Origin of the sequence: Mediterraneibacter agrestimuris (assembly GCF_943193195.1) — a bacterium.
Taxonomy (GTDB): domain Bacteria; phylum Bacillota; class Clostridia; order Lachnospirales; family Lachnospiraceae; genus Schaedlerella; species Schaedlerella agrestimuris.
Genome location: NZ_CALPDG010000018.1, coordinates 16,924 through 41,170, shown reverse-complemented (window position 1 = coordinate 41,170; position 24,247 = coordinate 16,924). Strand labels below are relative to the sequence as shown.

Sequence of the window (24,247 nt, the reverse complement as noted above, 5' to 3'; positions counted from 1 at the left end):
AATAAAATTCAATATTATCTGAATTATGTAAAATAATATCATCAAATGAATCAAAGGACAGAAGGAGAGGAAAAGTGGAATGAAGAAAGAGGATATTCAAAATCTGATTGCTCAAATGACTTTGGAAGAAAAAGCGGGGATGTGTTCCGGCGCCGATTTCTGGCGTCTAAAAGGAGTGGAACGTCTGGGTATACCGTCTGTTATGGTGACAGACGGACCACATGGACTTCGCATGCAGAGTGAGCAGGCTGACCATTTGGGAATCAATGAGAGTAAAGAGGCGGTGTGTTTTCCTACGGGATGTGCAACGGCATCCAGTTTTGACAGAAACTTATTGAAAAAACTTGGAGAGGCAATCGGACGGGAATGTCAGGCGGTAGGGGTTAGCACTATTCTCGGACCGGCGATGAATATCAAGCGTTCCCCGCTATGCGGCCGTAACTTTGAATATTATTCCGAGGATCCGCTTGTAGCGTCTGAGATGGCAGCGGCATTGACAGAAGGAATTCAGAGTCAGAATGTGGGAACCAGTATGAAACATTTTCTTGCGAATAATCAGGAGAAACGCCGTATGACCAATTCCTCCCAGGTGGATGAACGGACGCTTCGGGAAATCTATCTGGCTGCATTTGAAGGCGCTGTTAAGCAGGCAAAGCCTTGGACGGTTATGAATTCTTATAACCGTATTAACGGAACTTATGTGGGAGAAAGCAGAGAGTATCTGACAGATATTCTGCGTAACGAATGGGGCTTTGACGGATACGTGATGTCTGACTGGGGTGCAGTCAATGACCGGGTAGAAGCATTGAAAGCCGGTATGGATCTGGAAATGCCTGCCTCTGGGGGAATCAACGATGCGCTGATCGTGAAAGCAGTCCAGAATGGAAGTCTGGACGAGACGGTTGTGGATAAAACATGTGAAAGAATTTTAAATATTATATTCAAATTTACGGAAAACCGTCAGCAGAATGTGGTTTTGGATTATGAGAAGGATCATGAAGTGGCTGCAGAGACGGAGTGTGAGTGTATTGTACTTTTGAAGAATGAGGATCAAGTACTTCCACTTGCAAAGGAGAAGAAAGTTGCGTTTATCGGGAAATATGCGGAAACACCGAGATATCAGGGGGGTGGAAGTTCTCATATCAACAGCTGGAAAGTTGAGTCCGCGGTTGAGGCAGTCAAGAATGTTGCAGAAGTGACATATGCAAAAGGATTTGATGATGTTGTTGATGAAGTAAATGAAGAGCTGCAGAATGAAGCGGTTCGCATTGCAGAGGAAGCTGAGGTTGTTGTTGTTTTTGCAGGATTGCCGGATAACTTTGAATCGGAAGGATACGATCGGAGGCATCTTAACCTTCCGAACTGTCAGAACGTATTGATCGAGAACATCTGCAAAATTCAGAAAAATACGATTGTCGTACTGCACAATGGTTCTCCGGTGGCAATGCCGTGGAAAAATCAGGTAAAGGGAATCGTAGAGGCTTATCTGGGAGGTCAGGCAGTGGGAAGAGCGGTCGTTAACGTTCTATATGGTAATGTAAACCCGAGCGGAAGACTGGCAGAGACATTTCCGCTTCGTCTGGAAGATACGCCATGTTATCTGACCTATGGAAAAGGTGTGGATGAAGCTGTATATAGTGAAGGCGTGTTTGTGGGATACCGTTATTATACGAGCAAGAAACAAGAAGTACTCTTCCCGTTTGGCTATGGACTCTCCTATACGACGTTTACATACAGCAATATGAAGATTGATAAAACTGATATGACGGATAATGAAGTTCTCACAGTTTCCGTTGATGTGGAAAATACCGGAAATTGTGCCGGAAAAGAAGTCGTTCAGATTTATGTGGCTCCAGGAGAGACCGAAGTGGTTCGTCCGGTAAAAGAGCTGAGAGCATTTGATAAGATCGAGCTTGCACCGGGAGAGAAGAAGACGGTAACTTTTGAACTGGACGCAAGGGCATTTGCCTACTGGAATACAGATTTACATGACTGGTATGTAGAAAGCGGCATTTATGAGATTCAGGTTGGCAAAAATGCAGAAGAAGTATTGCTCTATGCTTCAATTCTGGTGGAAGGAACCAGAAAGATAAAGAAAACTTACACATTAAATACCTGTATGGGGGAACTGATGCGGGATGAGAAAGCAAAAGCTGTATTTGGTCAGATGATGTCCGGAAACCAGCAGGCGGCAGAGATGGCAGAGGCAAATCAGGATACATCAGGAGCGGTGAGTGCAGAGATGATGGCAGCCATGATGAATGATATGCCGCTTCGGCAGTTATTAAGTTTTGTACCGGGAATGACGAGAGAGGCGCTGGAGCAGATTTTGGCGGCGGTGAATCAATAAGAGAAAAGGAAAGTGAGGAAACAAAAATGGCGAAGGAGTTAGGAAAAGACAAGTTTGGAGTACAGCGGACAATGCGCAGAAGAGATTTTCTGGGGGATTCGCTGGGACAGTTCGCATTGAATGCGATGAGCGGACTGATCGGACAGATGACCTACTTTTATACAGATAAAGTAGGCGTGGCGGCAGGCGCAGTTGCTACAGTTTTGATGATCTGTAAGATTATTGATGCATTTACAGATTTGATCATGGGAAATATCGTAGATCATACAAAACCGGGAAAAGAAAAATACAGACCGTGGCTTTTAAAAGCAGGTATCCCAGCGGGTATTCTCACGTTATTGATGTTTACTGTACCAAAAGGAAGTTCCGGTTTGCAGATTGCTTACTTATTAATAACGAACCTGTTATTTACAGCAGTTGCTTATACAGCAGTATGCATTCCATATTCGTCTTTGATGATTGTTCGTACAAACAGCCAGGAAGAGCGGGGCAGAATGGGGACATGGCGTGCAGCGGCAGGATATGTTTCCGGCATGATCATTGCAGTTGCGATCATCCCGATTACCAATATGCTGGGCGGTACACAGAGCGCATGGATTAAATTCGGAGCTATCGCAGGCGCGCTTGTAATTTTGGCATTTTTGCTTTGTTATAAGACAAGTAAAGAAACCATTCAGGGTGAGACAGATGTGCAGAAAAAAGAGAAAGCGGAAGAAGCTGTTCCATTTAAAGAAGCAATTGTTAAACTATTTCATAATAAGTACTGGGTCATGATTTTGATTATGAATTTTATAACCAATGTTCTGTATGGCATCAATGGGGCGTCCGGCGCATATTATGCAAAATGGATTTATGGAAACGATAACTTAATGGGAATTATGGGCGCTGTAGGTTTAATTCCGACGTTGATCGGATTTATTCTGGTAGGACCTATGATCAAACGGCTTGGCGTTACAAAGACATTGAAGGTATCTTTTGCACTTGGAACGGTTTGTACCATTATCAGAATTATCAACCCATATCATTTTGTATTCAATGTAGGAATGGGATGCATCGGTACATTTGCCAATATTCCGATGATGTGCCTGATGGGGGTTTTGACGGCAATGTCTATTGATTATAATGAATATAAATATGGCAAGAAAATGGTAGCTTCTTCTCAGGCGGCATCCGGTTTCGGGGGAAAAGTCGGAAGCGGCATCGGAGCATCTGTTATTGGCTGGTGTCTGTCACTGGCAGCATACGATGCTACAATGACGGCAGCTACAGAGGCTACAAAACAGGCAATCTTCGCATTTTCCATTTACATTCCGGCGGCAATGTTTGCTGTCCTGTTTGTAATGAGTATGAAGTTTGATCTGGAGAAGAGACTTCCTCAGCTTAGAGAAGAAATAGCAAAACGCAAAGTGCAGTGAGACATAAAAATTGCGGCAGGAGATGGAAAAGAGAGATTTCTGCTCCTGCCGCAAGTGTGTTTAAAGAGAATGGGATTGATAATAATAAAATGAAGTATTTCACTATCGTTCATTTTCCAGAAGTCCGCGTCCATAAAGCTCCGGCTGCTTTCGGAATTGAAGAGGAGTGACATGATACTGTTTCTTAAAAGCGGTCTGGAAATGGCTCTGACTGGAGAAACACAGATAATTGCTGATAATGCTGAGTGGTTTATCTGTAAACTGCAGCAGATGTTTTCCTTCTTCTAATTTGCAGCGCAGGATAAATGCGCTGAGTGTGAAGCCAAGCTGTTCCTTAAAATAGGTAGAAAAATAAGAACGGCTGAATCCTACATGGTCAGCCACCTCAGCGGCTGTGATCGGGCAGTTGATATGTTGAAGAACATAGCGGATTGCCCGCTGCAGCGCTTCATCCGAGGTACTCGGAATAAGTCTGTCTTTTACTTTTTTCGTAAATGACAGAAGCATTTGATAATTCAGGTTCTGGACAGCAGAAGGATCATTTAGATTTTCAGCAGTCTGAATGTATAAATCGGACATCTGAAAGGCATCATCTGCATCCACGCCGCTGGAAATTGCACAGCGTGTTGCAAGAGCAGTCATAATGATATGCAGATTTTTTATTTGGCGGAGCTGGTTTGGCGCAATTGTACCGGAGCGAACGACAGAGGGCTGTAATGTCATATTCTTTAGGCCTTCCACATCTCCTGATTCTACAAAATGAAGAACCATAGATTCGATCTCATAGGAATTATTATGTTGGAAATCTTCTTTCTGTTGATAGACAGCTTCTGTCTGTTTTTCGAACTTTGCGGAGGAATCAGAATTTCCTGCAGAATCCATTAAGTCAAAATGAGAGTATATTTCACGGTTTAGAAAATAATTAAAAACGGCAGCCTTTGACAAAAGACCGTTTAAAGCAATCGGCGGAACAAGCTGGAAGAAGTTCTTAAATTCTGTACGTTCTTCTTTTACAACCACATAATCCACATACATGGCATGAAAATCAGTGTCAGTAAAGGGAATATAATTTGCGGGACCTAAAATAATCAAAAGCCCGGGTAAGTCTTTTGATCTTACAGCAGCAAAAGAAGCTCCATATGAAGTGGAAATGTGTGCAATAGTGTCAGACATATCCGAAAGCTGTTCGATATACTGCTTAGGTGGACAGGTGCAGGAAGACTGGGCAGGGAAAGCCTGTATTAACAGATCTTTTTGATAAATATAAATTGGAATGCCCGAATCCAGATGATTCAAGTAACAAAAGTCTTTGATTTCTTGTAAGGAAGTCATCCATTCTCTCCATTTAATTATAAATACGAATTATTTAAGTTACAGTTAAATTATAAAAGAAATCGAACAAATCTGCAATAAAAATAAAAGCGTTAAAAGTAAAATTAATGTAACAGTTCAGCATAGGAGGTTGCACTTGCTGCAAACTCCGTAAAAATGTGTGATGGGAAAATAATAATAGTTTTGGTGCAAGGCTGGATGATTATGCTAAAAAGTGAAAACAAATATAGAAATTACATTTGCAAAAATAAGGAGGAAGATGTAATATGAAGCTTTATGATTTGAGAACAGAGTACAGAGTAAATCCGATCGGAATTACAGAGAAGCGTCCGAGGTTTTCTTGGAAGCTGGAAGGGGAGGAGAAGGATACGGTACAACAGTCTTATCGCATTGTGGTAAAGGACGGTGAAACGATTGTTTGGGAAAGTAAGGAAGAAAGTGAGGAATCGGTACTGATTGCTTATGCGGGAGTAGAATTGAAAGATGAGACTGCTTATGAAGTGACAGTGGAAATAATGGATAACCATGGGAACACAGCGGTTGGAGAGATGTCTTTTGAGACAGGGATTTTTCAACCTGAAACATTTCAGGCAAATATGATTACGCATAACTTTCCAGAGGAAGAGACTGCATGTCCGATTTTCTCAAAAACATTTGCAACAAATAGAAAACTAAGGAAAGCCAGAATTTATATCACATCCAGAGGTGTGTATGAGGCATATCTGAATGGAAAGCGCATTGGAGAGGACCGGATGACACCGGGATGGACAAGTTATCATCATCGCCTGCAATATCAGATTTATGATATTACCGCAATGCTTCAGGAAGAGAATGAGATTGAGGTCATGGTCGGAAACGGCTGGTATAAAGGAATCTTCGGCTTTATGCTGACGCCGGATATATACGGTGATAAGGTTGGTGCATTTGCGGAAATACATATGGAATATGAAGACGGAGGCAGAGCGGTTATCTGTACGGATGAGACTTGGAAGGTTCGGACGGGCGAAGTTTGTTACAGTGAGATCTACATGGGTGAGACAATTGATACGACAGTCAGTGTAGCCGGATATATAAAAAATATAGGAAGTGCAGAGGGAGAATTGTGTGAAGTTAAGACAGGGGCAGTTTCCGTTATGGATTTTGATAAACATACTCTGACTGCACAGGAAAACGAGCCGGTTCGTATCACCGAAAGAATTCCGGCAAAGAAACTGATTGTCACTCCAAAGGGAGAAAAGCTGGTGGACTTCGGGCAGAATCTGACAGGTGTTGTAGAAGTGAAGGTTCAAGGCAGGAAAGGACAGAAGATTGCAATCCGTCATGCAGAAGTATTGGATAAGGATGGTAATTTCTACCCCGATACACTACGTCAGGCAAGATCGGTGGATACATATATCTGTAACGGCGAGGAGCAGGTATTTCTTCCGCACTTTACCTTCCACGGTTTCCGCTATATCTGCGTGGAGGGATTGGATGAATTAATGTTAGACCAGTTTACCGCCTGTGTTATGCATTCCGATATGGAAAAACTGGGTGACTTTCACTGTTCCAATGGAAAAGTGAATCAATTACAAAGCAACATTACATGGGGGCAAAGAGGAAACTTCCTCGATATTCCAACTGATTGTCCGCAGCGGGATGAGCGTCTCGGATGGACCGGAGATGCACAGATTTTCTCATGGACCGCGGCATTTAATCGGAATACAGCGCTATTCTTCCGTAAATGGATGCGGGATGTGTCCGCAGAATCTTCACTGGAAAAAGGTGTACCGCATGTAGTACCGGATATTCTGGGACAGTACAGTTCTTCTGCCTGGAGTGATGTGGCGGTCATTGTACCTTGGGTTGTATACCAGACTTATGGTGATAGGCGCATTCTGGAAGAAAATTGGAAATGTATGCATGAATGGGTAGATTATATCCAAAGTCAGTGTGGGGAAAACAGACTGTGGCAGACTGGATTCCAGTATGGCGACTGGCTGGCTCTGGACAAGGAGGAAAGCGCGGACAGAACCGGTGCAACAGACAAATATATGATAGCCAATGCATATTATCTTTATGTGACAGATTTGGTGAAACAGACAGCAGAAGTATTAGAACTTCAGGAGGATACAGTAAAATATCAAAAACTATATGATACAACGCTGGAAGCATTCCGCCAGGAATACTATACGAATACCGGACGAATTGTCAGCGAGACGCAGACGGGAGCAATTTTATCTTTGTATTTTAATCTGGCGAGAGAAAAAGACAGAGGCCGTATTTTGCAGACCTTGAAAACAAATATTGAAAATCACAAGAATCATCTTGCCACCGGATTTGTGGGAACACCGTATCTGTGTCATGCATTATCTGAAAACGGAGAACATGAACTTGCGGGAACTATTTTTATGAAAGAAGATTATCCGTCATGGCTCTATGCTGTGAATATGGGAGCAACAACTATATGGGAACGGTGGAATTCTATTATGCCGGACGGAAGCTTTGATGTGTCAGGAATGAACTCGCTGAACCATTATGCCTATGGTTCTATCGGAGACTGGATGTACCGGAAGGTTGCAGGTGTGAGTCAACTGAAACCGGGATATAAAAAGTTCAAAGTACAGCCGATGTTTGTGAAAGGAATTGAAGAAGCAGAAGTTGAATTTGAGTCTGTATATGGTAAGATTGAAAGTAAATGGAGCTGTAAAGATGGAAGGATTCATGGATATGTGAGAGTTCCGGCAAATACAACGGCTGAAATTCATTTGCCGGAGAAAGAAGATGTGTTTACGGTTGGCTCCGGCATATATGAATACGAATATGAAACCAAAACCAGTCTGGCATATGAGCGGTTCAGTCTGGACAGTACACTGGAAGAGATTTTGGCACAGCCGTTGGCGGTGGAGATGCTCAATCAGATGGTTCCGGGAATGCTGGATAATCCGATGCTGGCTATGGCAAAGAAAATGACACTTTCAGAGATGCTGGGAGTTGCGCCGGAAGCAAGACCGTTGTATGAAGCAGTGGTGAAGGCTCTGAATGAGGTGTGAAAAGTGGCAAAATGAAACGAATTTATATCGGAAAATTACAGACTTATGGAATCAGAAAGTAAGTTGTGATAGAATGGAGAAGAGAAAACACATCAAGGAGGCAGAGTAATGATTTCAGAAAGATATCTTTTATGGGAAACATCGGAATACAATTATCCGATGGCATTTGGATTCGTGCCTGATATTGTCAGTTATTTGCATGAAGATACTGAAAAGAGACCGTGTATACTGGTTGTGCCGGGCGGAGGATATCGAGTGGTGTCTCCGACAGAAGGAGAAATCGTAGCGCTGGAATTTTACAATAAGGGCTATAATGCATTTGTATGCACTTATACAGTGAATCTGTGCGGACTGGAGCCGTTACGAGAACAGCCTATGTGCGATTTGTCGAGAGCCATTCGATACATTCGGGCGAATAGTGAGTTATTTCATGTTAATGAAGACCAGTTGACGGTCTGCGGTTTCTCGGCAGGCGGACATTTGTGCGGGAGTGTATGTGTACATTATGAAGATATAAAGGATGAAAATCCGAAGTATGCAGAGATTTCCAACAGACCGGATGCGGCAATCCTTTCCTATCCGGTGATCACAGCCGGGGAGAAGGCTCACAGGGGTTCTTTTGAGGCTTTATTCGGTGAAGGTGCGACAGAAAAAGAATTGCAGTATATGTCACTGGAAAACCATGTGACACAGGACACACCGCCCTGTTTTTTGTGGCAGACGGCAACAGACGAGACTGTACCAGTGGAAAATAGTTATTTGTTTGCAGAAGCGTGTAAAGCGAACAAGGTCCCATATGCACACCATGTTTTTTCAAAAGGCAGGCATGGTCTGTCTCTGGCAAATGAGGACTGGGCAAGCGGAAAGTTTGGAGGACAGTATACGCTTGAACAAATAGAATGTTTGGTAAAAGCAGCCGAAGAAGGAAATGTTTCGATTCCGAAAGAAGCAATAGATCGGATCAAAAAGGAATTCGGAATTGGCAGAAAAATTATAGATAAGACACGGGAGGTTCCCCGTATCGGAGAACCGTCAAAAGAGGCTGCGGTCTGGCCGATGCTGGCGGATACATGGCTGAAGTCAATGAGGTGATTGAGAGCAAGACAGAAGAAATAGGGGGCATATCAAAGATTGATATGCTCCCCGTTTTTAGAATCGAATTCTCTTTATATAAAAATCTCTGCCTGCTTATCGTTTTTACATATCTTAGTCAGTTTTTTCTGTGCAGCAGTCAGTTTCATTTTGCTGACATAACGTGCCTTCTGACGGCAGGAATAGACACATTTCATACAGGAGATACATTTCTTCTTATCCGTCTTTTTTGGATTTTCGATTGAAATGGCGCCTGTAGGACATGCTTTGGCACATGCCTTACATTCGGTACAAAGACTGACATCTGCTTTGGGAACAAGCGGAATCGTACCATACTTTTTGTAGGGGGTGTTGCCCGGAATCTGGATGTTCACATTATCAAAATTCTCAGCAGTGCGAAGTTTCCGGTTTAATTGAATTCCAAAATCAGCGATGATCTTCAAGTCATTTTTGTTTGGACGGCTCATTCCGATCTGACGGATGATCGAGTGCTGCACCGGAAAAGCTCCAGCACCGATGACTTTGAATCCGCGGCTTTCCACTTCATTTTTTAATTCCAGAAGCGTATCTTCATATTCACGACAGCCGTATGTAGCAATCAGTGCGGCGGGGGTATTGTCTCCCTTTAATGTTTCAAAATATTCTAAAAATGTCTTGGGTACACGTCCGCCGTATACCGGGATTCCGAAAAGGACAAAGTCGTTGCTCTTAAATTTAAGAGAAGGCTTTTTCTCCTTGTGTACGGTAAGGTCAAAAGAAACAGATTTTAAATCAATGTTTCTGGCGGCTTCCATAACGACTTTTCTTGTTGTTCCGGTGGGACTGAAGTAGACAAGGTTCAGTTCATTCATTTTCATAAAACAGGACTCCTTTGTTAAAAATATAGATGTCGGATTTTATATATTCGACAGAGTATAAGTGTAACTATATCATATACAGTTGGAAAATGCACGTTAATTTGTAATAGAAATGCTTGTGTTTTCTGAAAAAAATGATATACTGTTTTAGGTGAGAGAAAAACAGGTGAAAAAACCTGTTTTTCTTGCGTTTTAAGGTAAATTTATTGATTTAATGTGATGAATTACAAGTGCAGAGACACGGGATCCTTACGATGGATGATCGTGTCAGAAAATGTATATTGAATAAAATGAAGAGGGTATGACATGACAGCAGAATTGAAAAAAGAATTAAGAAGTATATTTAACTGGAAGAAGATATTTTTTGTGCTTCTTGGAAATACGATTTATTGTGCGGGAATTGTCGCGTTTGTGCTGCCTACCGGATTGGTGACGGGAGGTACGACCGGACTTGGCTTGATCGTAAATCATTATCTGGGGATCCCGATCGAATTGTTTGCAGCAGCATTCAATACAGTGATGTTTTTTCTGGCGGTTCTTATTCTCGGGAAGTCATTTGCGCTGACATCTTTGGTCAGTACATTTTATTTTCCGGTAATTTTAGGGATTTTGCAAAAAATCGAGAGGATGCAGTCTTTGACGGATGATCCGATGCTTTGCACGATTTTTGCTGCAGTGACGATCGGTGTAGGAGTCGGTATGGTGATCAAGGCCGGGGCTTCCACCGGAGGTATGGATATTCCCCCGTTGATACTGAATAGAAAAATTGGTCTTCCGGTTTCTGTGGGATTGTATGCATTTGATTTTCTGATATTGATCGGGCAAATGTTTTTCCGGGATACAGAGAAAAGTCTGTATGGTATCCTGCTTGTGATGATTTATACAGTACTTGTGGATAAAGTACTTTTACTCGGAAAAAACCAGATGCAGGTTAAGATTATGAGTGATCACTATGAAGAAATCAATTCCATGATCCATCAGAAACTGGACCGGGGAACCACACTTTATAAGACGGAATCGGGATATCTGCATAACCAGGGATTTCTGGTAATGACGGTCATATCCAACAGGGAACTGCCGAAGTTAAATCAATTTGTGATGGAGATCGATGAGAAAGCATTTATGGTGATCAGTCAGGTCAGTGAGGTGAAAGGAAGAGGATTTACACTGCATAAGCATATGATTTCGTAAAGCTTGTTTCTCCATAATATTGCTATAGTAATGTAAACAGTAAAAATGTGTGATGGGAAAATAGAACCCGCCCTTTCACCGCAGGTGAACTTAAAATAGGGCGGATTCTGTTACCAGCCGGAAAAATAGAAGTATATAATTATACAAATTACCCGTTGATGCGTGCATTTGGAAAGGTTGAAAAGCCGACTTTTGAGCAGTATGAAGAATTTCTGGAATCTAGATGTTTTCCAAGGACAAGAGATAAGATGAAGCTGATTCTGAAAGAGTTGGACTTGCCATTTTATGATCCGCTCATGATTATTGAGAAAACGGAAGGGCGTATGGCAGAGGATGATTTCTGGATAAAGATAGAGAGGTAATTGCCGTGGTTACATTATTTGAACAGGATATTCGGAAATTAACTTGGATGGAATTTCCGCAGGTTAACAGTTGTAAAATCCGAAGAAATGAGTTATAATACTATCAGAAAACAACCTGAGATGTTCGATAACCCTGTTATTTTGAACCTACATTACTTTAAACGGGATTCTTATATCTCTGTAATATGTCAGGCCGCCGATTTTGCAGCGGAAGACAGAAAAGCAGATGCGGTTACCCACCTAGCGCCAGCTAGGAGTCAAAATACAGGGAACGGCATTTTGGGCTATACAAAAGAGAAAAGGCAGCCGCTTCGGTGGCTGCTTTTTAAAATAGTTCAATATATCAGAGCATTAGGTTTTTGAGGGAATGGAATGGAAAAAGGGAAAAGAATACATTATAAATTCAATAAACTGATGAGGATTATAAGTTCTCATCACACAGGCGCATATGCAGCTCAAGCAGCATATTTTTTTGTGTTGTCCATGATTCCGATCCTGATGATTCTTATGACGCTGGTACAATATACGCCAGTTACTATGGAGGATGTACAGGCGGCTTTGATGGAGGTGTTTCCTACTTCGGTAGAAGGATTTGTCCGTGCTCTGGTAATTCAGGTTTATGCACAGTCAGGTTCTGTGATCTCTATCTCTATTCTTGTTGCACTGTGGTCTGCGGGAAAGGGTGTGCTTTCCGTAACTTCGGGGCTGAACTGTGTATATGAGAATGAAGAAACGCGTAATTATGTGTATTTGCGTATCCGGGCTACATTTTACACGGTAATCTTCATTCTGGCGATCATGCTCTCACTTTTGCTGTCTGTGTTCGGAAATAGTATAAGTGCTATAGTCAATCAATATATTCCTTTGTTCCGCCATGTGATGGATTTCATTATTCGGATTCGGACGGTGGTAACATTTTTAATTCTTACGGCATTCTGGGATGTAGTATATCGTTATCTGCCGAACCGCGCCGACGAACGAAAAGCAACATGGAGACGGCAGCTTCCGGGGGCTGTTTTTACAGCCTGTGCATGGCAGTTGATTTCATTTATCTTTTCTATATATTTGCAGATATTTACCGGATTTTCCAGTATGTACGGGAGCATGACAACAGTGATACTAATCATGCTCTGGTTATATATGTGTATGTATGTTATTTTGCTTGGCGGTGAGATCAATGCGCTGCTGGAGCGGTATTATTTCAGAAGTCAATGCTGACTTCAAAATTTCTTGTTCTACAGGATAAATTCTGTCTGTGAAAGAAAATCTATTGTATCCATATTTTAAGCATGGTAAAATCTCCGAAATGAGAGGAAACTGCATTGGGGGAGTATATTCCTGATGCAGTATTATACGAAAAAGGAGTCAGCAGCTATGAAAAAAAAGCAGCAGTATCATGCAATTGAACGGATTATGGAGGACATCAAAGAAAAATTCCAAAATGAACCGCAATTATTTGAAATGTTTCAAAACTGTTACGCAAATACGTTAGATAAAACTATAAAAAGAATGGAGGACGGTACGTCATATGTTATCACAGGGGATATTCCTGCCATGTGGCTGAGGGATTCTGCAGCTCAGTTTAGACCCTATCTCATTCCGGCAAGGAAGGAGCCTGAGCTGGCAGATATTCTGGTGGGACTATCAAAGCGTCAATTTCGTTATATCAATATTGACCCCTATGCCAATGCATTTAATGAGACGGATAACGGAAACTGCTGGGAGCATGATGATACGGAGATGAACGGCTGGATATGGGAGCGGAAATACGAGGTGGATTCCCTCTGTTATCCGTTACAGTTCGCTTATCTGATTTGGAAAAATACAGGACGCACAGAGCAGTTTGAAGGGGAATTTAGAGAAGCGGCATGGAAGATCATCCGGACATTCCGCACGGAGCAGAACCATGAGGAACAGTCTCCCTATCATTTTGTACGGAAAGATACTTTTTATACGGATACTCTTTCCAGAGACGGCAAGGGAGCGCTGGTGAAGTCCGGAACAGGTATGACATGGTCTGGTTTCCGCCCTAGTGATGATGCCTGTACTTACGGCTATCTTGTGCCGTCCAATATGTTTGCAGTTGTGGTCCTTGGATATCTGGAGGAAATTGCAGAGAAGATACTTGGGGATCAGGAACTGAAAAAAGAAGCGGCAGCGCTTGGCGCTGACATTTACGAAGGAATTGAGACATACGGAGTAACCCGTACCGAAGGGTACGGAGAGGTGTATGCATATGAAACGGATGGATATGGACAGTACAATCTAATGGACGATGCCAATATACCAAGTCTTTTGTCGATGGATTATCTGGGGTATCGGGGAAGGAACAGACAGATTGCAAAGAATACCAGAAGATTCATATTGAGTGAAGCAAATCCCTGTTATTATAGCGGCAAGGCTGCAGAAGGAATCGGAAGTCCTCATACACCAGTAAGATATATCTGGCATATTTCAATGGCAATGCAGGGACTGACTGCAAAGACAAAGGAAGAGAAACTGGAAATTCTTCATCTTTTGTCACAGACAGATGGAGGCAAAGGTATGATGCATGAAGGTTTTCATGTGGACGACCCGTCCATGTATACAAGGGAGTGGTTCTCATGGGCGAATGCAATGTACAGTGAACTGGTGCTGGATTACTGCGGATATTCAGTACAGACTGAGTGAGTTTATCTATATGAAATTTTTACATCAAATATAGAATTCTCCGAATTGTCCTTTTTGTGAGTGTATTGTAACATACAGATAACAGTTAAGTACAGACTTTGCACTTGCAGCAAAGGCAGTAAGAAGGAGCAAGGTTACTGTTCACACGGCACCTTGCACTGCGCTGCAAGGTAACCGTTCACAGTCGAAATGTGTATGTGCATTTACTGTGCTGACCGAAAGAAAGTATACAGTGTAAAGAGGTCTGACCGACCGGGGAGGCAGTTATGTTTTTGACAGACAGAAAATTAGAAAGAAGAATCAACGAGTTAGAACAGTACAGATATAGGGATATCATTCATCTGGAGGAATTTCTTGTATCAGAGGATGATCAGGGAGTTGTTAATCCTGAGCTTCCTGCAAGTTTTGAAGGTTGGGATACACTGAAAGTGGGAGATACATGGAGCGGACGCGACCGTTATCTGTGGATGCATAAGGAAATTGCAGTCCCGGCGGAATGGAAAGGGAAAAAAGTAGTCGGTGTATTCGACTATGGAAATACAGGAGGAGGCAATAACTCTGGCTTTGAATCTATGTTTTACCTAAATGGTGAGAAATATCAGGGCGTGGATGTGAATCATAAAGAAGTTTTTTTGAATGATGAACTTTGCGGTACTGTAATAGATGCAACATTTCGTCTTTGGTCCGGACTGGAGGGCGGCGGAGTTCCGGCTGTGCAGGAACACCGGATTGCCAGAGCAGATCTGGCATGGCTGGACGAGAAAGTAGACGATCTGTATTACATGGCGTCTATGGTCTGGCAGACGATCGCAGAGCTGGATGCAGTCAATCCAATTCAGCATGAACTCCGTAAAGCCCTGGACAGCGCATTTCATTGTGTGGACTGGTCTTATCCGGGCAGCGCTGAGTTCTATGAATCCGTACATCAGGCGGATGATTTGATCAATGAAGCCATTGACGGTATGGACAAATTTTCTATGGTAAACGTCTACTGTGTAGGACACACACATATTGACGTGGCATGGCTGTGGAGATTGAAGCACACAAGAGAGAAGTGTTCACGTTCTTTTTCTACCGTGCTCAGATTGATGGAAATGTTTCCGGAATATATTTTCTTACAGACTCAGCCGCAGCTTTATGAGTACATGAAAGAAGAGTTTCCGGAAATTTATGAGAAGATGAAAGAAAAAGTCAGCGAAGGACGCTGGGAAGCTGACGGCGGTATGTGGGTAGAGGCTGACTGCAACCTGACAAGCGGCGAATCTCTGACAAGGCAGATTCTTCTTGGCAGCAAGTTCATTAAGGACGAATTCGGAAAAGATGTGGAATACCTGTGGCTGCCGGATGTGTTCGGATATTCATGGGCATTGCCGCAGATTTTGAAGAAGGCCGGCATCGATACATTTATGACTACAAAAATCAGCTGGAACCAATATAACAGAATGCCGCATGATACCTTTAAGTGGAAAGGGATTGACGGAAGCGAGGTTCTGACCCATTTTATTACCACACCGGAACCGTGGAATGAGCCGGGGTCATGGTTCTATACATACAATGGGAAATTGCTGCCAAAGACTGTGAAGGGAGTCTGGGATCAGTACAGTGACAAGCAGATGAACAAGGATTTGTTGATTTCCTTTGGCTTTGGTGATGGCGGCGGCGGAGTTAACCGTGATATGCTGGAAAACAGAAGAAGAATTGATAAGATTCCGGGACTTCCGAATCTGAAGATTTCTACTGCGGGCGAGTTCTTCCGTAAGCTGAAAGAAACAGTGAAGGATACAGACCAGTACGTTCACACATGGGACGGTGAGCTTTATCTGGAATATCACAGGGGAACTTACACAAGTCAGGGGCATAATAAGCGTATGAACCGTAAGATGGAGCTACTCTACAGAAGGGCAGAATGGCTGACAGTGATGGAAGCAATGCAGCAGGGCGGTATTGAAGGTGCAAAGCAGGCAGAACTGACGAAGGGATGGAAGCATATTCTGACAGACCAGTTCCATGACATCATTCCGGGTTCTTCCATACATGAAGTATATGAAGACTCCAGAAAAGACTATGTGTACATTGAAAATATCGCACAGGACGTTGTAAACGACTTTTATCATAATGTATTGGAAGAAGAGCAGAATACCTATACAGTGATCAATGCATCCGGCTGGGGGTCAGATCAGGTTGTTGCACTTCCGGGAAATGCAGAGGGTATTTACAGAGATTCTGAAGGAAATGAACTGGTATCCCAGACAGGAAACGGAGTTACATATGTAGAAGTAAGAAATGTTCCCTCTATGGGAACAAAGACGATCTACTATGAGAAGACAGGAAACGGTGAAGCAAAGACAGCGTTTACGATCAGCGGCAAAGAGATCGAGACTCCATTTTATCATATTACATTAAACCAGTATGGCCAGATTACAAGATTGTACGATAAGACATTTGAGAAAAATGTACTTCCAGAGGGAGAGCGTGCCAATGTACTGCAAGTATTTGAGGATAAACCGCTCGATAATGACGCATGGGACATCGATATTTTCTATCAGCAGAAGATGCGGGAAGTAACTGATCTGAAAGTATTCGAGATCACTGAGATGGGAGCGCTTCGGATGTGCATCCATATGGAGTGGAAATACATGAATTCCGAAATCAGTCAGGATATGATTCTGTACAGTAAGAGCAGAAGAATTGATTTCCAGACCCGTGTGGATTACCATGAGCAGCACCAGCTGTTAAAAGCGGCGTTCCCGGTAGATGTACGTTCTACATATGGAACTTACGATGTACAGTATGGCAATGTAAGACGCCCGAACCATTGGAATACAAGCTGGGATCAGGCAAGATTCGAGACAGTGGCTCATCGCTGGGCAGATCTGTCAGAGCGGAATTACGGCGTCAGCATTTTGAATGATTGTAAGTACGGTCATGATATTAAGGACAATGTAATGCGTATTTCCCTGCTGAAAGCAGCGACACATCCAGATCATCTTCAGGATCAGGGATTGCATACATTCACATATGCACTGCTCCCTCATGGCGGCGATTTTGTGGATGGTCATGTAGTACAGGAGGCATTTGCATTGAATGAGCCAATGCAGGCTGCAGCAGGTAAAAGTAGGCTTCCATACGAGAGCTTCCTGTCATTTGACAACGAGCAGATTGAGGTAGATGCGGTGAAACAGTCTGAGGATGGAAAATATTTGGTAATCCGTTTCCACGAGTTTGCAGGATCACATCAGAATGTAACAGTGACACCGGGATTTGCATATAAATCATGGGCAGAATGTGACTTGAGAGAACGGCCGCTGGGCGGGTTTGCAGAAAAGAAGATGGAACTGGAACTCCATGCTTATGAAATCAAGACATTACTGATCGAGATTTAAAGAAACAAATTGATTGAAAATAGAAAGGATCGGGTGATTCGATATGGCTGAGCTATTTAATATAGAAAGAGTCTTAGGGTTCTGTGAGAGGGTATGCTATTTCTTTATGATTAATTTATTATTTGTTGTGTCGAATCTCCCTGTTCTGTTTTTCCTCCTCTTTGTAGGAGGAAGTCAGATACGGGAATGCCTTCCCCTGTTTTTGTTTTGCATGATTCCTATGGCGCCGGCGCTCTCAGCAGTGTTTTATAGTATGAACAGGCTGATCCATGGAATTGAAGGAAGTGCGTGGAGAGATTATAAAAGGGGATATTGTTCTGATTTCCGGCAGACAATCATGCTGGGAACGGGGCAGGTATTTTTTATCTTTATGTTTGCGGCCAATATGGAATTTTTTGCAGTTCAGGTGAGGATACTCCCGCTTGCAGTAGTATTTGCTGTTTTAGGTGCTGCGGCAGTTCTTGTAACACCGAATCTGTATATGCTGGCCAGCCGGTATGAGATGAAAAATCTGCAGATCGTAAAGACCGGGGTAACGCTTCTGATAGCAAGACCAATTGCAACATTAGGAAATATTGTGTCACTTGCGATCGTATTGATGGCATTTGAACTTGTGGCTGGAACAACAGTATTGTTTATGGGAAGTGTATATGGATTTCTTGTTATGTTCATGAATCAGGCTGTGATGCGCAATTTGGAGAACAGTGCAGCGGGAAGTAACAGTTCGACATAGGACTTTGAATTTATTGCAAAGTCTGTAAAAAGGTGTGATGGGGAAATGGAATCCGCTCTTTCACCGTAGGTGAATTTTGCATAGGGCAGATTCAGTGATAACTCAGACGGAAGACTGAATTATTATTGAGACTGGACGAAAAGATAATTATTGTATAAAATAAAAGGAAATGTAGGGAGTCTGCATTTCCTTTTATTTCTATGCAGACAGATATGAGAGAATGAGGGATGGAGATGGATGCTAAAAGTCCAAAACAATTATATAATAAATTACTGTTGATCTATACAACGATCCTGGCATTTGTTGTGATGGTGCTGATGATTTATTTTTTGTCCAGTACGAGGAATCGTTTTCTGGAACAGAATCTGGAATATACAAAAATGATGAATGAAGAGGCGGTTTCCTATTTGGAAGAGACATCTGCAATAGCGGGCCGTATTCATGAAAATTTGTATCAGTCAGAGATGGAGTTACAGGATCTTCTACATTATCTGAGTGATACTGCAGAAGATTACTGGAAGTACAGGCTGGATACTTATATGGAGAGCGGGACAAGAAATTACAAAGGAGCGGATGGTTTTTTGACAGGAGTGCTTGCTTCTTATGATGAACTGAAAAGTGTGACACTGCTCAGTTATGAAAGGGGCGAGGTAACGGAATATGCAGGGAAGGGCGGGCTTCGGAAAAGCGGCAGACTGCTGACAAGTAAGATTGAACAGGAAGACCTTGCTGACGCCGGGGAATTTTCTTATCTGAAAGAAATCAGGGATCCGGTAACCATGCAGACAAAAGGGTGTATGTTACTTACTTTTGATGGGAAAAAATTTGAGCAGATTCAGCAGTATTATTCCAGGGCAGAGTTGTTTGTCTGTAATGGGGCTGGAACAATTGTATTTGATTCAGCAAGGAAGGAGTCTGTCAGGGATATTTTGTATACAGGCAATATGGACATGCTGGAAACAAAGTTGAATGCCTATGTGGAGACTTCTAAGACAGGGGGATATTTTACACTCTGTTATCTGGAAAAGAAAAAAGCGGCAGTAGTACCTGCTTCTATTATGGTTATGATTTTTCTGGTTGGTATCGGGGCGATGGTGGTTGGAGAGACTTGCGTACAGTATTATCTCAAACGCCTTTCTACGCGCCTGAATCGGATATTGGATGGAATGAACAGGGTTATGGAAGGTGATCTGTCGGTCAGACTGTCGGCGGATAAGAAGAATGGGGATGAACTGGATGTTATATCCAGACATTTTAATGAAATGTGTATAAGACTGGATGAGCATATCCAGAAGCAGTATCTGGCGGAGATTGAACAGAAAAATGCAGAGATGTCTGCACTGCAGAGCCAGATCAATCCTCACTTTCTCTATAATACACTGGAGGCGATCCGGATGAAGGCAATCTGTAATGGAGACAGAGAGGTCGGGAAGATGTTGTACAGCATGGCGGTTACGTTCCGCAGTCAGATTAAAGAAGCGGATGTCATTACAATGGCACAAGAGCTGCATTACTGTAAAAAGTATATGGAGTTGTTTGAGTTCCGGTATCAGAATCAGTTTAATTCCTCAGTAGAGTGTCCGGAAGAGTATATGGCAGTACCGATCATTAAGTTTGTGCTTCAGCCTGTTATCGAAAATTATTTTATTCATGGTATCCGCATGGAGGATAAGGACAATTTTATCCGCATTTATGTGGAAAAGGACAAGGATGTCTATCGGATCGTGGTGGAGGACAACGGACGTGGAATGCCAGAAGATGAGATACGGATTAAGAATAAAGAGCTTGCCGAAGGAGTAATGAAAAAGCAGTCATCTATTGGTGTGGCAAACGTAAACCGCCGGTTAAAGGCTGTCTATGGCAAAGAGTATGGTGTTTATATGGAGAGCAGGCCAAAGGGCGGTTTGAAAGTGATCCTGTGTTTTAAGCCGGAGGAAGAGGGAATGGAAGTATATGGTAACAGTTCAGCCCAGGACTTTGCACTGACTGCAAAGTCCGTGAAATAACGTATAGGTAGAGATGCATCAAGCCACCACGAAGTGGTTTTGCATGGCTTGATGCCTGTAACAGGAAGCCGAAGGCTGAACTGTTACAGCATATGAGAAAAAGGAGGGGGATCAGAATGAAAAAAGTAATGCTGGTGGAAGATGAAGAACTTATTTTGCAGGGGATTTTCAATATTATTGATTGGAACGCATTGGGGCTAGAGGTTGTACATATGGCACATAATGGTCAGGAGGCTCTGGAAATGTGGGAAAAGGAACCTGTTGATATTGTGGTTTCTGACATTACTATGCCAGTGATGGATGGGCTTACATTGCTTCGGGTACTTCGGGAGAAGGAAGAGAAGGTGCGGTTTATCATTCTGAGCGGCTATGATGAGTTCGAGTATGCCCGCACTGCGATCAGGCTGGGAGTAGAGAGCTATATTTTAAAACCGATTAATGAGGAGGAACTGGAACGTCAGCTGAAAGAAACAGTCGAGAAGTTGGATGAGATGTACAAAGAGAAGATCAAATACATCGATGAGAAGACCCAGTGGATGCATTTCTTAAGCGGGAAAACAGAAGCGGGTGGATATGCAGAGTACGCTGGAATTCTGGATATACCGTCTCAGACAGAGAGATTTTATGCGGCAGTCATGAAATGGAGACTGGATGAATTGAAAGAAAACCGGATCACAGATGTGATCGTTACCCTTAAGAAGCAGGAGCCGGGTCTTCGGCTTGTTCATTTACTGCCGGATAGTCTGCTGATGATTCTGGTAGATCCGGGACTGGACGAGGAGCAGGCATTGGAATATTTTGCCGGGATTCAGAATCGGATAGAAAGTGAATTCGGCATTTTTACATTTATCTGTGTGGGACCTGCATTTGAACAGTTTGAGCAGCTGCCCGAGGTCTATGGCGCCGCCATGAAGATGCAGAAATATCTGATGATTGAAGGATATGGAAGCTGTATCAGCCTGCGGCAGGTTCAGGAGCGGAAGAGCGGGGATATCAATATTGATGAAGCTCAGCTTCGGAAACTGATTCTAAAGAAGGAAAAAGAATCGGCAGTGGGGTATCTGGAAGATTTGTTTATCAACAATGTGCGGAAGGATGTCTCAGTCAGCGCAATCTATCAGATGGCTGTGAAGACGGCTATGCTTTTGGAAGATATTAAAAAGGAATATAAGCTGGAATCCGAAAAATTGCATGATCTGCCGGAGTTGGTAGAGACAATTTACCGTTCTGATGATATTTTTGGTATCAAGACGGTATTTATTGCCGAAATTATTGAAATCATTGCCCGCCTGCATGAGGAAAATTCCCAGTATACGCCGGTGGTGCGCCAGATTATCGCTGAGGTGCAGAATAACTATAAAGAAGATATGAATCTAAAAACATTGGCATACAAGTATCATATGAATGCCTCTTATCTGGGACAGATTTTCCAGAAGGAGGTTGGGTCTTCGTTTGCCCAATTTTTGAGCAATACGAAGAATGGCATTGCAAAGGATCTGATCCTGAATACAAACATGAAAATCAATGATATTGCCCGGGAGGTAGGATATCCGGATACAAGCTATTTTTATCGTAAATTTAAACAATGCTATGGTGTTTCGCCGGCATCTCTGCGGGAGATGAAAAAGTATTAAAAGTAGAACAGAAGTTTGAGTGGAAAAAATCGTGAAATAGTGGACAAATTATTTCATGATTTTTTTTACTGTAAAAGACTGTAAAATTTCTCTAGAATTTGTGCAATGAACCTAAAAGTTTTCCAATTTCCGTACATTTTATACAATGATATAGTATATACAGACAAGAAAATACTGCAAATTGACAGGCCGGCAAGTTGAGACGCAGTAAGAGTAAGGAGGGAGGACTAAAGGTGAAAGAAAATAAAAATAAAATGAAAAAAAAGTCCAAAGAACCAAAGGAACCGCTCCTTCGGCGGATTAAGGCAAACAAAGAGCTTTTGATCCTGAGTCTGCCAGGCGCTGTTTGGTTTCTGCTATTTGCTTATCTGCCATTATTCGGTATCTTAGTAGCATTCAAGAAATTCAGACTTTCGGGAAACGGATTTTTCTACAATCTGTTTACCAGTGAGACGGTTTGGTTCGATAACTTTAAGTTCTTGTTCAGCAGCGGTGATGCATTTATTATTGTAAGAAATACAGTTCTCTATAATCTGTGTTTCATTATTCTTGGAATTGTGATTCCGGTAATTTTAGCGCTGCTTCTGAATGAAATTAAGAATAAAGGAATGATGAAAATTTATCAGAGTTCCATGTTCCTGCCGTATTTCCTTTCATGGGTTGTTGTCAGCTACTGTGTATTCGCATTCTTGAACCCGGAAAAAGGTTACTTTAACGCTATTATCCAGCAGTTTGGCGGTCAGCCGATCTCATGGTATACGGAGACAAAGCTGTGGCCGTTTATCATCATTATCATGAGTCAGTGGAAAGGTATGGGTTACAACACAGTCGTGTACCTTGCATCCATCTGCGGAATTGATAAAACATACTATGAGGCGGCCGTGCTTGACGGTGCATCTAAATGGCAGCAGATTAAATACATTACACTGCCGTTGTTAAAACCGGTTATCATGATTTTGTTGATCATGTCTATCGGCGGTATCTTCCGGGCGGACTTCGGACTGTTCTACCAGCTTCCGAAAAACTCGGGTCCACTGTATCCGGTTACAAACGTACTTGATACATATATCTTCCGTGCATTAAAGACAAGCGGAGAGATAGGCATGAGTTCGGCGGCTGCATTGTTCCAGTCTACAGTTGGATTTGTTCTGATTATGACTGCAAACAAGATAGTATCCAAGATTGACAATGAAAACGCATTATTCTAGGAAGGAGGTAAGATCATGGCTGCAATGAGTCAGAGAAAATTAGAAAAAAGAATCAAAAAAATGGAAGCCAAAGAGTGTCAGTACAATCAGATCAAGACACCGACCAACATTTTATTTAATATCCTGTTGGCAATCTTATCTCTGTTTTGTATTATACCGTTTCTCTTTGTTATCATTATCTCGATCACAGATGAAAATTCACTGGCAATGAACGGCTACAGGTTCATTCCGGAGAAGATAAGCTTTTACGCTTATGAGTATATCATCAGTGCAGGAGAGAGTATTATTAAAAGTTATGGAGTGACAATTCTGGTGACGGTTTTGGGAACAGTACTGGGGCTGCTTCTGACTGGAACATATGCCTATGCATTATCCAGAAAGAACTATGCATTCCGTAAATTTTTTACGACGGTTATTACAATTCCGATGTTGTTCAGCGGCGGTATGATCGCAAACTACCTGATTGTAACAAAGGTACTGATGCTGAAAGATACGATATGGGCGTTAATTTTACCGCTCTGCCTGAATTCCTTTAACATTATTGTACTGAGGACATTCTTTAAAACCAGCATTCCTGATGCGGTTGTGGAGTCTGCAAAGATTGACGGCGCTTCTGAGTGGAGACTGTTCTTTCAGATCGTTATCCCGATGGCGCTGCCGGGACTTGCGACAATTGGATTGTTCTTGACACTGTCTTACTGGAATGACTGGTTCAATGCAATGATGTATATTGACGACCAGAATCTGATTCCGCTGCAATACCTGCTGATCCGTATCGAGAGCTCGATCGACTGGCTGGCAAGCAATAAGGCGATGATGGGTGTGGATGGCGTACAGGCGGCTGCAAATATGCCGAAGGAAACTATCAAGATGGCAATCGTTGTTATCTCAACGTTACCGATTATTTTCGCATATCCGTTTTTCCAGAGATATTTTGTCAATGGTCTGACGGTTGGTGCGGTAAAAGAATAAAGAGATCGTT

16 protein-coding genes and 1 other RNA gene are annotated in these 24,247 nt (G+C 42.5%); 15 read left to right on the top strand and 2 right to left on the bottom strand.

Annotated elements, in window-relative coordinates:
• Positions 1-79: 79 nt before the first annotated feature.
• Positions 80-2,350: a glycoside hydrolase family 3 C-terminal domain-containing protein gene (locus NFS18_RS10250; RefSeq protein WP_251389952.1), complete on the top strand. Its 2,271-nt coding sequence runs from the start codon at positions 80-82 to the stop codon at positions 2,348-2,350.
• Between the two features lie 26 nt (positions 2,351-2,376).
• Positions 2,377-3,765, top strand: a complete 1,389-nt coding sequence (locus tag NFS18_RS10245) for an MFS transporter (RefSeq protein WP_251389951.1) — start codon at positions 2,377-2,379, stop codon at positions 3,763-3,765.
• Positions 3,766-3,867: 102 nt separating this feature from the next.
• Here the strand turns inward: NFS18_RS10245 and NFS18_RS10240 are convergent, their stop codons facing one another.
• Positions 3,868-5,097 (bottom strand): helix-turn-helix domain-containing protein, encoded by a 1,230-nt coding sequence (locus tag NFS18_RS10240; protein WP_251389950.1) that lies wholly within the window; start codon positions 5,095-5,097, stop codon positions 3,868-3,870.
• Positions 5,098-5,363: 266 nt separating this feature from the next.
• Between NFS18_RS10240 and NFS18_RS10235 the strand changes: the two genes are divergently transcribed.
• Both NFS18_RS10235 and NFS18_RS10230 read left to right on the top strand, forming a co-directional pair.
• Positions 5,364-8,129, top strand: coding sequence for a family 78 glycoside hydrolase catalytic domain (locus tag NFS18_RS10235; RefSeq protein WP_251389949.1), 2,766 nt, complete (start codon positions 5,364-5,366; stop codon positions 8,127-8,129).
• A gap of 108 nt (positions 8,130-8,237) precedes the next feature.
• Positions 8,238-9,221 (top strand): alpha/beta hydrolase, encoded by a 984-nt coding sequence (locus NFS18_RS10230; RefSeq protein ID WP_251389948.1) that lies wholly within the window; start codon positions 8,238-8,240, stop codon positions 9,219-9,221.
• Between the two features lie 74 nt (positions 9,222-9,295).
• Here NFS18_RS10230 and NFS18_RS10225 read toward each other — a convergent pair whose 3' ends face one another.
• A complete protein-coding gene (locus NFS18_RS10225; RefSeq protein WP_251389947.1) occupies positions 9,296-10,078 on the bottom strand; it encodes a 4Fe-4S binding protein in 783 nt (260 codons plus the stop codon).
• Between the two features lie 306 nt (positions 10,079-10,384).
• Between NFS18_RS10225 and NFS18_RS10220 the strand changes: the two genes are divergently transcribed.
• The 11 genes from NFS18_RS10220 (at position 10,385) to NFS18_RS10170 (ending at position 24,237) form a co-directional block, all read left to right on the top strand.
• Complete coding sequence (locus NFS18_RS10220) at positions 10,385-11,269, top strand: YitT family protein (protein WP_251389946.1); 885 nt, start codon at positions 10,385-10,387, stop codon at positions 11,267-11,269.
• Positions 11,270-11,427: 158 nt separating this feature from the next.
• The gene (locus NFS18_RS10215) at positions 11,428-11,631 is read left to right on the top strand and encodes a hypothetical protein (RefSeq protein WP_331477639.1); all 204 of its coding nucleotides are present in this window, start codon (positions 11,428-11,430) and stop codon (positions 11,629-11,631) included.
• Between the two features lie 109 nt (positions 11,632-11,740).
• Positions 11,741-11,921, top strand: a non-coding RNA gene (gene ssrS, locus NFS18_RS10210) — 6S RNA.
• An 82-nt stretch (positions 11,922-12,003) separates the two neighbouring features.
• Positions 12,004-12,849, top strand: coding sequence for a YihY/virulence factor BrkB family protein (locus tag NFS18_RS10205; RefSeq protein ID WP_251389945.1), 846 nt, complete (start codon positions 12,004-12,006; stop codon positions 12,847-12,849).
• Between the two features lie 156 nt (positions 12,850-13,005).
• Positions 13,006-14,301, top strand: a complete 1,296-nt coding sequence (locus NFS18_RS10200) for a glycoside hydrolase family 125 protein (protein ID WP_251389944.1) — start codon at positions 13,006-13,008, stop codon at positions 14,299-14,301.
• A 266-nt stretch (positions 14,302-14,567) separates the two neighbouring features.
• Positions 14,568-17,684, top strand: coding sequence for an alpha-mannosidase (locus tag NFS18_RS10195; RefSeq protein WP_251389943.1), 3,117 nt, complete (start codon positions 14,568-14,570; stop codon positions 17,682-17,684).
• 43 nt (positions 17,685-17,727) lie between these two features.
• Entirely contained in the window at positions 17,728-18,417 is a 690-nt protein-coding gene (locus NFS18_RS10190; RefSeq protein ID WP_251389942.1) for a DUF624 domain-containing protein, read from the top strand.
• A gap of 233 nt (positions 18,418-18,650) precedes the next feature.
• Positions 18,651-20,423 carry a sensor histidine kinase gene (locus NFS18_RS10185; RefSeq protein ID WP_251389941.1) on the top strand — a complete coding sequence of 591 codons (1,773 nt, stop codon included), beginning with the start codon at positions 18,651-18,653 and terminating at the stop codon, positions 20,421-20,423.
• Between the two features lie 116 nt (positions 20,424-20,539).
• On the top strand, positions 20,540-22,057 hold the full coding sequence (locus NFS18_RS10180; protein ID WP_251389940.1) for a response regulator transcription factor: 1,518 nt from the start codon (positions 20,540-20,542) through the stop codon (positions 22,055-22,057).
• A 254-nt stretch (positions 22,058-22,311) separates the two neighbouring features.
• The gene (locus NFS18_RS10175) at positions 22,312-23,265 is read left to right on the top strand and encodes an ABC transporter permease (RefSeq protein WP_251389973.1); all 954 of its coding nucleotides are present in this window, start codon (positions 22,312-22,314) and stop codon (positions 23,263-23,265) included.
• A gap of 24 nt (positions 23,266-23,289) precedes the next feature.
• A complete protein-coding gene (locus tag NFS18_RS10170; protein ID WP_251389972.1) occupies positions 23,290-24,237 on the top strand; it encodes a carbohydrate ABC transporter permease in 948 nt (315 codons plus the stop codon).
• Positions 24,238-24,247 lie beyond the last annotated feature (10 nt).